Here is a 14,211-nt window from a genome sequence, read left to right as displayed (position 1 = left end):
AAAATTGAGCAAAAACGAGAAATAATTAAAATTGAATGAGATCTTTGAGTTAAAAATAAATTAAAAATTATTCTTTCGCCTTATATCTCGACAGTTGCCAGCCAAATAACGCCTTTGCCTGGTCATTATGAAAATTATTATATCTTTTTTACGGATATAAACATAAATCTCAAATGAATATCACCAAAGAAAATAGACTCCCTTGGAGCCATATTGGGACAATTGCTTATCTGATCTTTAGCCCAGGCGTCACTTGCCAAAACCAAACTAAGATCACCGTATCATTCCAATGTGCCCTTCTCATAGGCCATTCCTCACAAAGGGGAAAAAGTGCTAATCCTAAAGGCAAAACCACATAAAAACGCGAGGACGAACCAAAGCAATCCTTGTAGTGAGCCAATTGAATCACGTCCTCATATGCCTCCCAATTCATAAAAGTACCAGCTCACATTGATAACTAATTGAATCGACGGCCATGCCCCATGGATATCAAAATAAATTCGACGATCGAAAAGCTTTAATAAATTGGTGGCTTACACCTCTAACTTTACCCCAAAGTAATCTCTTACTATTGCCATCTCGAAGAGTTTAAATAGCCATTTGATGCCATTCAATAGCTATTACATATGATCGATCAGATTCCTCGTATCTATTGCAATCCCGCCTGAGGTGCCCTTTGTGGCACGCTCATGGCACACAAAGCTAACCAATTCACCTCCAGCGCGAAAACTGATTAGAGGTGGGTCGAATCAGGAGGTTTCATAGGCCTCTTGGAGGTCCCCACTCTTATGATAGTCATCTGCATCTGGGCCTACGTGACGATTTAAACCTAAAATTCAAAGACCGCGCACCTCATAAAGTGAAAGTTCCAACTCCTAGTGATCGCGACCTTGTAAATAGAACAAATAGAATCAGCCATTCAACCCAAGTGAAAGCTCACAACTAAGAACCACCCCCGATACTTTGGGTTTCCATGGCCAAGGCTTGAGCATTTCTAAAGGCAATCATTCTACATAGTCGCCATGGATCCACAAAGACATCTAAAATCCGCATTCGAAAGACAACCTGGGAGTCAATATCCAAAGCAACACCCGAGCGAAAACAAAGGTCTCCATATGGATTTGTTCCCCTCGAGACGGCCATAGCGTGGCACAATGCTCCATCGGGATCTAAAAATAAGCCATAAGACGAATTGGGAAAGTCGTACCCCTCTTTGGCTGGTCCAACCAAGACGGCTATTGATGTAACGTCTATGCGATCTAGCGCGATAGAGACCGATGAAAGGGTTTCGAATTCAAAACGATCTGCTGGAGAAGATAGTCCGGGAAAGAAGAATAGGGCCGCGGTGACGCTGCCGTAAGGGGGTCGGCCCTTATCGGTGTTCTCTTTGTCGATGCAACCATTCAAATATGAATCGTTCAAGTCACTCGGGTTGCTCACCTTCACCAAAATAGTACGGACAAAGCCATTCAAGCCAATTCTCCCTGAATGGAAAGTCCGATAGCCAATTACCTTCTCTTTTGCGTTATCTTGGTAAAAAATAACTCAGATGTCAGGCTTTATGGAGACACCAATCAAGAAAAAACACCCTAACTCAATCCTAAGGCATCCCACCCCAAGGAGATAGCCTCTATGGCTAATGGCTACAAAAAGTAGCTAAAAGCGAGCAAGCGCCATAAGCTCAATTACTAACCGTCAATTATGGTTCAATTAGAAACTTTGGAGATCACCTGTGCTTGCATCTGCATTAGATGGAATTCGGCTATCGTTACACGTCCTAGCGGCCACAATCTGGGTCGGTGGACAATTTACCTTGGCAGGATTGGTGCCGAGCCTCCGGGGAGCAGGAGAGGGCGTCGCAAATATAGCAGCAAAGGCCTTTTCACGCATCTCATGGCCCGCCTATGGTGTGCTAATAATTACAGGGTTTTGGAACGTCGCGACCTTTAATATGAACCACACTACAACGCCTTGGAAGGTAATACTGGGAATTAAATTGACAGTGGTGGCCATTTCGGGCATATCTGCTTACGTCCACACCAAAGCCAAAACACCCGCAAAAGCCGCGCTTTGGGGCTCTATCTCGGGAACTTCAGCCGCAATCACTCTAATCCTCGGTGTCTTTTTAGCTGGATAGCGCCAATAAAAGATGACCGACCACCAATTGCGAACAAAACATCACCATCCTTAGCCTTCAAGGCAACCACTTCCCTAAATCCCGATCAATAGAATTTGGATGGGGTCAAAGTTTCCAAAGGCAAATAATCGCTTTGCTAGAACACTAGGGTCAAACTGGGCTAGCCCAGTTTGACCATGAGTTTGACCATGAGTAAGACAAACCATCAGCTCAAAGGCTTGATGAGATCATCACTTAAACTTTTAGGCAATGCAAACTATGAAGCCATACATAAGCGCAATCAATCAAGGAAAAGACCAAACAGACCTAAACGACTTCAGCTACTTTTCCTTAAAATGAAGGCCAAAAGTCCATGGATCATCATCTCTAATCATCGAATCGACCAAACCTCAAGCATGGAACTTTTGGTGGGCAAACAAGCCTTGAAGAGAAATCAAAAACTAAACTAAACAAAAACTAGCGCAGAACGACCCGGGATCAACCATAACTAGCGGACTAAGCAAAGACTCAAACCCTCTGCATCGATGATTAGACCGAAGATGAGATCATAGGCGATAAGATTACTAGCCACATACTTTGGGCCAATGAAGTCCCGGCAAATTACAGCGCGCTATAACGTATTTACGAAGCCAACTGCACACCTGGGAGCAATTCATTTGGAACAGAACTTAGATCCTCGGATCAATCTGAGCAAAACACTTTACTCACCTGACTTTGAACACGACGCATGCGGCGTCGCCTTCGTCGTGAATATCAAAGGCGTGCGGTCAAACCAAATCATCAAAATGGGTCTGACCGCTCTGGCCAACTTAGAGCATCGAGGAGCATCGGGTGCAGAACCCGACACCGGCGACGGAGCCGGCATTCTCATCCAAATACCCGATTCATTCTTTAGAGAAGTGGTTGATTTTGACCTTCCAAGAGTTGGAAGATACGCTACCGGACAGATATTTTTTCCAAAAGAGACAGATCCCAGTGTCGTCAAAGATCAACTCGCAAAGCTTGCCGCCTCCGAAGATTTGACAATAATTGGATGGCGAGAAGTTCCAATCGACAATTCAAGCCTGGGTGCTGGCGCGCTCATGGCAGAGCCACATATAGAGCAGATCTTTATCACCGGTGCCGCAATGGAGCTAGAGGGCATCGACCTTGAAAGAAGTGCTTTTGTATTTAGAAAAAGAGCCGAGCACTCTATAGAAGATATTTACTTTCCATCCCTGTCGACTCGCACCTTTGTATATAAAGGAATGCTCACAACGCCACAGGTCAGTGAATACTTCGTTGACCTGAGAGATCCACGCCTAGAATCGGCGTTGGCACTTGTTCATTCACGATTTTCAACCAACACCTTCCCGTCCTGGTCCTTAGCGCATCCCTATCGCATGATTGCACACAATGGTGAAATAAACACCCTAAAGGGCAACCGAAACTGGATGAGAGCACGAGAAAGTCTTCTGCAGTCGGATCTATTTGGCGATGACCTGTCACGCATCTTTCCGATCGCCACACCAGGCGCATCTGACTCAGCCTCCTTCGACGAAGTTCTTGAACTGCTCAATCTCGGAGGCAGGTCGCTTCCTCATGCTGTTTTGATGATGATACCAGAAGCTTGGGAAAACCATAAGACGATGGATCCCGCCAAGAGAGCATTCTACGCCTACCACTCTTGCCTCATGGAGCCATGGGATGGGCCGGCTTCTATAGCATTTACAGACGGTAGTGTCGTCGGCGCTGTATTAGATCGAAATGGATTGCGACCCTCGCGTTATTGGGTTACCAATAACGATCTTGTTATCATGGCAAGCGAAGTCGGAGTTCTCGATATCAATCCAGGATCTATCATCCAAAAGGGACGTCTACAACCCGGCAAGATGTTTCTGGTCGACACCGTCCGAGGCCGAATCATCTCCGATGAAGAGATAAAGTCCGAATTAGCTAGCCAACACCCCTATCAAAAGTGGCTCGATGAAAATCTTGTCAAGCTTGATGACCTACCGCCACGCCACATGTTGGTTCCTCAGCACTCACGAATAGTAACACATCAACGCCTCTTTGGTTACACCAATGAAGAGCTGCGAATTCTAATTGCCCCAATGGCAAAAAATGGCCTTGAGGCGGTCGGATCCATGGGTTCTGATACCCCAATTGCGGTCTTATCAGATCGACCTCGTATGCTTTATGACTACTTCACGCAGCTCTTCGCCCAAGTTACCAATCCTCCATTGGATGCCATTCGAGAAGAACTCGTAACGTCACTTTCAGGAACCGTTGGGCCAGAAGCCAACCTTTTGGAGCCAACCCCTCGATCAGTGCATCAAATCTCACTAAAATATCCAATCATCGACAACGACGAGCTCGCCAAGCTTATGTATATCGACGAAGAAGGTGGCGCTGAAGGGTTTTCAACCAAAGTCATCGACGGTCTCTATGAGGTCTCAGGTGGGGGCGCCGCTATGGAACGTTCGCTAGCCGCAATACGAGAAGAGGTCACTCAGGCCATCAACGACGGCGCGAATATCTTCATCCTTTCGGATCGACATGCCGACAAAGACCTAGCTCCAATTCCTGCCCTTTTGCTTACATCGGCAGTTCATCACCATCTAATTCGTACAAAGCGTCGAACTGCAGTTGCTTTGATCGTGGAGACCGGAGAGGCTCGCGAAGTCCATCACATGGCCCTACTCATTGGCTTCGGCGCTGCGGCAATAAACCCATACCTCGCCTTTGACTCGATCGTTGACATGATTAGAGAAGGAACCCTCTCGGACATATCTCCACATCGAGCAACTCACAACTACATCAAAGCGGCGGCCAAAGGCGTACTCAAGGTCATGTCCAAGATGGGCATCTCTACTGTGGCATCCTACACAGGAGCTCAGGTCTTTGAGGCGATTGGTCTCTCCTCGGCCTTCATAAAGGAATATTTCGAAGGCACCCCATCTCGAATTGAGGGTATTGGAATTGAAGAGGTAGCCAAGGAGGTGGCAGCTCGCCACCATGTTGCATATCTCGATCGCGAGGCTGAATTAGCCTATCGAGACCTCCCCATTGGGGGTGAATATCAATGGAGACGTGAAGGCGAGTATCACCTTTTCAATCCTGAAACGGTCTTCAAGTTGCAACATGCAACTCGCAATAAGCGCTTCGACATCTTCTCTGACTACTCACGTCTTATCGACGACCAATCACGACATTTAGCGACCATTCGAGGACTTCTCAAATTCAAAACTGGAGCACGCCCCCCAGTCGATATCGACGAAGTCGAACCTATCTCTGAGATCGTAAAACGATTTTCAACCGGAGCGATGTCCTATGGATCCATCTCCAAAGAGGCACATGAGACCCTAGCTATCGCGATGAATCGCCTCGGTGGCAAATCCAATACCGGTGAAGGTGGAGAAGACTCCGATCGCTATACCCCTGACGCCAACGGAGACTCTCGCAAGTCTGCTATCAAGCAGGTTGCCTCAGGTCGTTTTGGCGTTACCAGCGAATATCTAGCTAGCGCCACCGATATTCAGATCAAAATGGCTCAAGGTGCCAAACCTGGTGAGGGCGGACAGTTGCCAGGAGACAAGGTCTACCCTTGGATTGCAAAGACTCGAAATTCGACTGCGGGAGTGGGATTGATCTCGCCACCGCCACACCACGATATCTACTCAATTGAAGATCTAGCTCAACTTATCTACGACCTAAAAAATGCGAACCCAAAGGCGCGAATCCACGTAAAACTGGTAGCCGAAGTAGGTGTTGGAACGGTAGCAGCTGGAGTAGCTAAAGCTCATTCGGATGTTGTTTTGATATCTGGTCACGATGGAGGTACAGGAGCTTCACCACTTACATCGCTAAAGCATGCCGGAATCCCTTGGGAGATTGGTCTAGCTGAGACCCAGCAGACCTTAATAGCTAACGGCCTTCGAGATCGAATCGTCGTACAAGTCGATGGCCAGCTGAAGACCGGCCGAGATGTAGTGATCGCTGCTCTTCTAGGAGCCGAAGAGTTCGGCTTTGCTTCGGCACCCCTGGTCGTATCGGGCTGCATTATGATGCGCGTCTGCCATCTTGATACCTGCCCAGTTGGGATAGCCACCCAAAATCCGCAACTTCGAGAGAAGTTCACCGGTACTCCTGAATTTGTCGTAACGTTCTTCGAATACATCGCACAACAGGTCCGAAGTTACCTTTCGGAGCTTGGCTTTCGCACCATTGACGAGGCGATCGGAATGGTCGAACTCCTAGACTCTACCGACGCGATAAACCATTGGAAAGCACAAGGCCTCGACTTGGAGCCAATCCTAAATACCGACCACCTCGCTTCGAACCCTCCTAGAAAAAATTCAATCAAACAAAACCACAACCTCGACCTTGCGTTAGATAACCAACTGATCGAGATCTCAGAGCCAGCCCTTACCAATAAAACACCGGTGAAGGCGACGTTTGAAATTAAAAATGTCAACCGTAGCGTAGGCACTATGCTCGGGTACGAACTCACCTCAAAATTCGCTGCTGAGGGACTTCCTGATGGAACCATAGATCTCACCTTCAACGGTTCAGCTGGCCAAAGCTTCGGGGCCTTCGTTCCCAAGGGTGTAAGTTTGACCTTGATAGGAGATGCCAACGACTACGTCGGAAAGGGTCTCTCGGGTGGACGAATAGTTGTTCGTCCCGATCCTTGCGCAATCTTTGTCGCCGAAGAGAACATCATCGCTGGCAACGTCATTCTCTACGGAGCAACTTCAGGCAAGGTATTTCTACGGGGTATAGTCGGTGAGCGATTCGGAGTACGAAATTCCGGAGCTATCGCTGTTGTTGAGGGAATCGGAGACCACGGTTGTGAATATATGACCGGAGGAAAAGTGGTCGTGATCGGGCCAACCGGTCGAAACTTCGGAGCCGGAATGTCTGGCGGCGAGGCTTTTGTTTGGGATCCAAATAGGAAATTCTCAGAACTCGTAAATACAGAGTTGGTAGATTTAGACCCGCTAGAGGATGAAGATCGACTTTGGCTTCGAAATATCCTTGCCGAACATCTAGATGCTACTGAGTCAAACAGAGCCAGATTCATTCTCGAACACTTCAACCAAGAGGTAGAAAAGTTCATAAAGGTCTTCCCAAGAGACTACAAAGCAGCTGTTCTTGCCAAGAGGCGCGAACTCGCCCAAACAAAGCGAATCTAATAAAAGGCTCTAGGGTGGTTTTCAATAACGACGAAAACCACCCTAGAGTCAATCTTTTGGTTAGCCATCGGCAAACAAAAGACTAAAAAGAGATCATGGGATCTTGAAAATGGCAAAATCCCCACTTCATCACGTACTTAAGATTTCTACAAATACATAAACCGATTCAAAGAAGAGTCAAGTTTTTACGAACGCCAACTCAAACTAGGAGAACGATCTAGATGGCTGACCCCCGTGGATTTATAAAGTTTCAAAGAAGCGGTCCAAAGCGACGACCGCCAGAACTTCGCATCGCCGACTGGAAGGAGGTCTACCTACCCTTTAGCGACTCGGAATTAAATGACCAAGCTGCACGGTGCATGGATTGCGGAATTCCATTTTGCCACCAAGGTTGCCCACTTGGAAATATCATTCCGGAGTGGAATGACCTTACCTATCGAAAAGAGTGGAGGGAAGCAATCAATCGACTTCATGCCACCAACAACTTCCCTGAGTTCACCGGAAGACTATGTCCCGCCCCGTGTGAAACCGCATGCGTGGTAGGTATCTCCAACGAGCCAGTTGCTATCAAGCTCGTCGAGCGAGAGATTATAGAACATGCCTTCGCTTTGGACCTTGTAACGCCGATAATCCCTAAAAGCCAAACCGGCAAGCGAATCGCCGTTATTGGCTCTGGTCCATCCGGTTTAGCTGCAGCTCAACAACTTACCAGAGCAGGCCATGAAGTTACGGTCTTTGAGAAGGCAGATCGCCTCGGCGGCCTTCTTCGATATGGTATCCCAGAGTTCAAGATGGAAAAAGCTATCTTGGATCGTCGATTAAATCAAATGCGAGAAGAGGGGACCCATTTCTTAACCAATATCGAGGTTGGAAGGGATATCTCGGGTCCCGATCTAGAGGCCAACTTCGATGCCATACTTTTAACGATTGGATCAGAGATTCCTCGAGATCTAAACGTATCTGGGCGGAACCTAAAGGGAATATATCAGGCGATGGACTACCTACCATGGGCTAACCGTCTTCAAGAGGGCGACATCGATGAATCACCTGTCTCCGCTAAGGGTAAGAAGGTGGTGATCATCGGGGGTGGTGACACTGGAGCCGACTGCCTAGGTACCGCACATCGCCAGGGGGCAGCGAGCGTAATGCAGATCGAGATTATGCCGCGACCGCCCATCGAGCGTCCGCAGGCGAATCCATGGCCCACCTATCCTATGACATATAGGGTCTCTTCGGCCCACGAAGAGGGCGGAGTGCGCGACTATGCGATCAACACCGAAGAATTTCTCGGTGATGAAAACGCCAATCTAAAGGGAATTTCCGCCCATAAAATCGAAATGGTGCGCACCGAACGCGGATTCTCTTTTGAAAAGATCGAAGGATCAGAATTTATAATCGATTGCGATCTCGTCTTTTTAGCCATGGGCTTTGTGGGCGCAGCATCTAAGACTCTCGTTAATCAATTTGGGGTAGAGATCAATGAACGTGGTTCCATAGCAACCGACCAGAATTGGATGACCTCCAAGGAAAAGATCTTTGCGGCTGGAGATGCACGCCGTGGACAATCGCTAATAGTTTGGGCAATAGCAGAAGGTCGATCGTCAGCAAGCGCCATCGATACTTACCTAATGGGAACGACGGATTTACCCTCACCGATCGAGACTAAATCTTTTTCAATGACAATCTAGTTAAGCCATATCAGCTCATTATCGGGACTCATCCGTATTATTTCGAGCCTTTTGCCCTAGCAGTGATGGCCGATCTAAAGATCAATCACCTTTGCGACCTGGGTCATCAAATCCCAGGTCGTTATCTTCAACTTCTAGGGGCTATGACTTATTCAAACCTGAAAAACACAATTTGATCGATTAGGACCAGGGCGCATTTTAGCCATAGGCCAAAATCAAGGATTGAGACAAGATCAAGGATTAGGGAGTGCCTTGGCAATTCTTATCGGACCTTGAATCTCTTCAAAAGCTGCAGCGATCGATGGAGTCGCCAACGAAGAAGGTCCATTTGTAACCACTGCCGCACCAGCCACTAGCTCCGAGTTGCTGATTACGGGGTAGTTCGCCAAAATACCTTCGCGGTGGCCCCAACAACCACGCCCCGATGGCGAGTGACAGTCGATATTGATTGTATTATTTGAGCTACCCGCCCAACCGTCGTTATACATCCAATCGTAGTCAGCCATCAAAACGTTTTGGTAACTGCCAGCCCAAATGCTATTGAACTGAATCCAGTTTCCATCGGCATTCGATGGATTCGGGTCTTTGCCGCTCTTAGCGCCAATCAATGAATCTGACATCAATGCAGTTGTTACTCCGACATATGGTGGTAAGCCTCGACTAGTTCTTTCAGCGTTTACTATCACCAAAACCTGCATCGCTGGGGAGAGACGCCCATAACTGAGGGGAAGGACTATCGGTGAAAATCCCTCGGCAAGGTGTCGCTTATTGATCTCCCTCAACATTGCCTGATTGCACGCCTTGGTATTTACCAAAGCATTCTGGTTGAAGTTGAGGGGGAACTCATCTAAGGGATATCGAGCATTTTTATTACCTGCTACGCAGATATTCCAAGTGACCAAAGAGATCGAGTGATTCTTGGTGGGATTTGCAAATTTAAAGGTGTAACTCTCACCCACAGGGCGCGATGAGCCAAAGACCAACCCTATAGCCAATGTCACTAAGAGTAAAACTCCCCGAACGCCTAGATGTCGCCCCTTTATCACCACTGTCTCCGTGGTCATCGACACGGTATCTCCTAGATCCCCAAGATATGATGACCCTGGTTACCCAAGAGCCTAATCGTACTTAAATCTATATGACCAATTGCCAATAGAGCTAAAGTACACAGCTACATAATCTCTCATCCTTGATGAGAGATCCCAAGGATCCACGCCAACCTATGGCTCGGATTTTGCTTTGGGCCATTTACCTTGCTTTTCAATTCACACGCTATTGAACCCCGCTATTGAACTTTGAAAACATGTCGCCAACAAATAGATGAGATGGCCGGTGAAAATCTTTCACCAACCATCTCATCTAAATCAAAGATAAAACTCGCACTCAGAGTTCACCGCTCGCATATGGGCAACTGGGGCAATATTTCAATCTTGCTCTAGAAGTAGCTAGCGAAGAATCTCCTTAGGAGTTACTCAAAGAGCGACATATCATAAGCGACTGCCTTTTGCTTGAAGTACTCTCCCTTGGAGGTAAATCGAGCAATAATAACCAGCGGAATACCAAGTCCAATTGAAATCAGAACAGGAAGCGATGCTGAAAACCCAGCCTGCACCACCACTTGATAGCCAATCCACAAGAGGAAGACCCCTCCTAGAAACGGCAAAATTCCAGCGAAGATCAAAAGCGAAACCTTCTGGGTTAGAACTTTGCGATAGGCCCAGGCACTTGCGATTCCTGTTACTCCATAATAGAAGGCGACCAGGATTCCAATTTGAGAGATCAGGTTTCCAAAGACGTTATTTACGCTAGAGGAAAAGGTGGTTAGCCAAATCCCTACGAACGCCAACGCTGCCAAAATAATCGTGCCGTAAGCTGGGGTAAGCCAATTCTTATTGATCGAAGCAAATACCTTTGGAAAGACTTTGTCACGAGCCATAGCCAAGGTAATTCTCGAAGCAGGCAACAATGTGGTCTGCGTCGTAGCAATGGTAGAGGTCAAAATTGCCAAAAGCATAATGTAGTTCCACGGAGCCGGAAGAACTTGCTGTGCAAAGTAATAAAGTGCATTTCCACCTTGCTTTTGAATGACACTACTTGGAACCAGCATCTGCATAGCAATATTGTTAATCAAAAAGACTATCAGCAACAAGAACATGGAATTGATTCCAGCGAGGCCAGGATTCTCACTTGCCTCTTGGCTCTCTTCATTCAGGTTCGCGGATGTGTCCCAACCCCAGAAGAAGAAGACGCCGAGAACGGCACCTGAGGCCAGTCCGCTCACTCCATGAAGAGCAAACGGATTCAACCACGCAATATGAAACCCAGTGGATCCCTTTGGGTGCGAACCCAAAACCTTTATCACAGCGAGGACCGAAAAGATAATTACTGCGACGTATTCAATGGCCACAAGGACCCACTGGAAGTTAGCGGTTGCCCTGATTCCAACTAAGCAAATCCAGGTAATCAGGATGAACCAAAGTGACGCCACCAGTGCGGTCCAATATATAGATCCAGCTGTTGCTGAAGAGACAACGCCCAATGTATTCAAGAAAGAAAGGGTGTTTTGCCCAATTAAGATCGATGCTGAGGTACAAAAGATAACGCTGGCACAGACCTGAACCCATCCATTTACCCAACCTAGGTATGGGCTAACGGTTCTAGAAACCCATGAGTATGAGGCCCCACAGTTTGGATCTTGCTTATTCATGTAATAATATGCAAAAGCAATAGCCAAAACTGGGACAAAGCTGACCAAGATCACCGCTGGCGAGGTAAATCCCACCGCGGCGACCACTAGGCCGATGGTTGAGGCTATCGAATAGGCCGGGGCAACGCTCGCAACTGCTACTGCCGTGGAGTCGAAAAGCGTTAGCACATTCGACTTTAGATGTATCTCGGAGGGTGATCCGGAACCTGCCGGGGCACCTCCAGGTGGCTGATCCTTTGTCATCGACATATAGTTAGATCTCCTTATCAGTATTTTCATAATCAGGAAAATGCGAGGAACGACCCACCGGTTTTATTGACATCTAACCGTCAAAATACCCAAGCAGTCAACAACATAAAGATCAAATCGAAAAAACAACCATTTTGTCACCGATAAGGTCTCTTCCCCCGAATTTCCCCTAGTAATTATTATCACTCCGAACCGAGGTTTTCTATTGTTTTCGTTACAATTGTGATAAATTGATGAAATAAACGAATAAAAATAGCTCATTTACTTAGGATTCCGCAAAATATTGACCTCTCAGGCGATCCGAAGAATCTTTCAAACTTCGAAATCGTCTAAAGAAAGATAAGGACCATTCAACTAACCTTGTAGCCAGAACGTCTTTCTGATCGGCTCGTCTTCTTGAAAAAGATTCACACAAAACCAAAAGTAGGTCTTACCTTGACGAAATCGCCCGGAGGAAAATCCATAGACGCGAAGCCGCTAGTATTAGTGGGGCTGACGATCGTCTTCTTGATCACAAGCGCTTGTGGCACCGCTGTCACTTCAACTAGTCCATCCAATAGCTCCACAACCAAATCCCAGGTACTGACAGTTCCAACTTCCACGACCTCGTCCACCTTGGCGCTTACTCCAAATAGTGCCGGCATAGCACCGCTATGCTCGGCATATTTCCAAGTGGTCTCTGACTATTTTCTGTTACCCCAAATTGCTCAACAAAGCGCATCGCAAATAAGTAGCGGACAAAGCCTATATCTGGCTGATATCTCAACGCTCAAGAATAAGGCGCCAATTACGCAGGATCCAACCCTAGTTCCGGCCTTAGATCAGCTCACCAAATTGAAGTTCACGCCCAGCGCCCAAGGATCCACGCCAACCAAAATTAATTTTGTCTCCGCCCTCACGTCGCTGCAGAACGGTTTCGCAACGCTTTGTGGAGTCACTCATCCAACTTCGCCACAATCTAGCGCTATAACCAACGCTGCCATAGCAGCTGGAATGACTTCGAGTTGCGCAGCGGCCTCGACGATAACCATATCAAGCGCCGATCCATCCTTCGCCGTTGATACTGTTTCAAGTCAAACAACGTCCAAGCCAGCATGTTTCAAGGACGGATCAATTGGGGTTGTATTGCGGGTTCAGGATATAAGCGCTTCCTTCGTCCAAACCTTTGTAACATTTCCCTGTGGTCAGATGGCGCCAGCTATCCTAGACAGTCTTTTCGGGACAAAGGCTCTAACTCTTTGCTACCCTGGCCCCACATCACCGATACCACCAACGGGCCTCTAATACAGCCGCGACCTAAAAGGTAAAACACAAGTCGTAAAAAACTTGATATGAAATCCAATATGGCCTCCTCGGCCAAGAATAAGTGGCACTTCGGATTTAACGGTGGCTAGAGGTTAAAGTTTCATTTTTATAAAGTCGCTTTGGAGGTGGTACAGGGGTTCTGCCAGAATGGGATTTGAACAACTCATGATGGAGAGCCCCTGTGGAAAAAGATCATAAAGCAATTTCTAAAATCTTGGTTGGTTTAGTTGATATTAATTTGATAGGCGTTGAAGATAATCTTGGTGAACCGCTCCATGTTCACATTGAGTGTTCTAATTCACAAAAGCAATGTCCAACTTGTGAAGGCAAAGTTCACCATAATGGCCTCAGAGTTGTTGAGGTTGTAGACCTACCGTCTTTTGGTCGCAAGGTTATTCTTTTTTGGTCTAAGCACAGATGGCGATGTGCAAACAAACACTGCCCCCAACCGTCTTTTAGTGATGATGATCCAAAAATAGCTCCAAGTCGTCTTCGCCTAAGTGATCGGGCGGCTAGATGGGCAACTTATGCTGTTGGAGCCCAGCGTCGTAGCGTTTCTTGTGTGGCTAAGGAACTTGGCTGTGATTGGCATACGATAAATGACGCAGTCGTTGCCTATGGAGCTGCATTGGTGGATGATCCTTCACGTTTTGGTGCTGTGGATGCTCTGGGACTAGACGAGGTCTTGTTCTACCGTGAAGGTAAGTATCACAAACAGAATTGGGCTACAACTATTTCTAGATGTGAGACGTGGTGTAGCTTTAGATGTTGTAGCGGGTCGAGGCGGAGCCAATCCAAAGGCTTGGATTGAAAGTCAAGAACAAAGCTGGCGTGATGGAGTTAAATGGGGAACCCTCGATCTATCTGGTGGTTACAAAGCCGTATTTAGAAAGGCTCTGCCAAAGACAACCCTTGTAGCCCGATCCATTTCACCTGATCAAGCTGGCC

Annotated in this window: 9 protein-coding genes; 6 read left to right on the top strand and 3 right to left on the bottom strand. The window is 47.2% G+C overall.

The annotated features are described in order from the left end of the window. Window positions 1–942 precede the first annotated feature (942 nt). A complete protein-coding gene (locus AXFE_RS14135) occupies window positions 943–1,473 on the bottom strand; it encodes a hypothetical protein (RefSeq protein WP_052606604.1) in 531 nt (176 codons plus the stop codon). Between the two features lie 259 nt (window positions 1,474–1,732). Between AXFE_RS14135 and AXFE_RS14130 the strand changes: the two genes are divergently transcribed. The 3 genes from AXFE_RS14130 (at window position 1,733) to AXFE_RS14115 (ending at window position 9,002) form a co-directional block, all read left to right on the top strand. Continuing rightward, window positions 1,733–2,137: a hypothetical protein gene (locus AXFE_RS14130; RefSeq protein ID WP_052606603.1), complete on the top strand. Its 405-nt coding sequence runs from the start codon at window positions 1,733–1,735 to the stop codon at window positions 2,135–2,137. A gap of 584 nt (window positions 2,138–2,721) precedes the next feature. Beyond that, the gene (gene gltB / locus AXFE_RS14120) at window positions 2,722–7,314 is read left to right on the top strand and encodes a glutamate synthase large subunit (protein WP_082058777.1); all 4,593 of its coding nucleotides are present in this window, start codon (window positions 2,722–2,724) and stop codon (window positions 7,312–7,314) included. 221 nt (window positions 7,315–7,535) lie between these two features. Next, window positions 7,536–9,002: a glutamate synthase subunit beta gene (locus AXFE_RS14115; protein WP_052606601.1), complete on the top strand. Its 1,467-nt coding sequence runs from the start codon at window positions 7,536–7,538 to the stop codon at window positions 9,000–9,002. A gap of 233 nt (window positions 9,003–9,235) precedes the next feature. On the opposite strand, the gene AXFE_RS14110 is transcribed toward AXFE_RS14115, so the two are convergent. Together AXFE_RS14110 and AXFE_RS14105 are read right to left on the bottom strand one after the other, a co-directional pair. Beyond that, window positions 9,236–10,066 carry a hypothetical protein gene (locus AXFE_RS14110; RefSeq protein WP_152626107.1) on the bottom strand — a complete coding sequence of 277 codons (831 nt, stop codon included), beginning with the start codon at window positions 10,064–10,066 and terminating at the stop codon, window positions 9,236–9,238. Between the two features lie 404 nt (window positions 10,067–10,470). Beyond that, window positions 10,471–11,958: an APC family permease gene (locus AXFE_RS14105; RefSeq protein WP_052606599.1), complete on the bottom strand. Its 1,488-nt coding sequence runs from the start codon at window positions 11,956–11,958 to the stop codon at window positions 10,471–10,473. Window positions 11,959–12,393: 435 nt separating this feature from the next. On the opposite strand from AXFE_RS14105, the gene AXFE_RS14095 reads away from it, so the two are divergent. The 3 genes from AXFE_RS14095 to AXFE_RS19475 all read left to right on the top strand — a co-directional run. Continuing rightward, window positions 12,394–13,242: a hypothetical protein gene (locus tag AXFE_RS14095; RefSeq protein WP_152626106.1), complete on the top strand. Its 849-nt coding sequence runs from the start codon at window positions 12,394–12,396 to the stop codon at window positions 13,240–13,242. A 202-nt stretch (window positions 13,243–13,444) separates the two neighbouring features. Further along, window positions 13,445–14,074 (top strand): transposase family protein, encoded by a 630-nt coding sequence (locus AXFE_RS21565; RefSeq protein WP_052606596.1) that lies wholly within the window; start codon window positions 13,445–13,447, stop codon window positions 14,072–14,074. Then, window positions 13,959–14,211, top strand: a 253-nt coding sequence (locus AXFE_RS19475; protein ID WP_235347826.1) for a transposase, incomplete at its 3' end; no start/stop codon positions are given. The genes AXFE_RS21565 and AXFE_RS19475, both read left to right, overlap by 116 nt.

It is taken from the genome of Acidithrix ferrooxidans (assembly GCF_000949295.1).
Classification (GTDB): Bacteria; Actinomycetota; Acidimicrobiia; order Acidimicrobiales; family Acidimicrobiaceae; genus Acidithrix; species Acidithrix ferrooxidans.
Note: the sequence above shows the minus strand (reverse complement) of the source record. Positions and strands in the feature narration are given on the sequence as shown.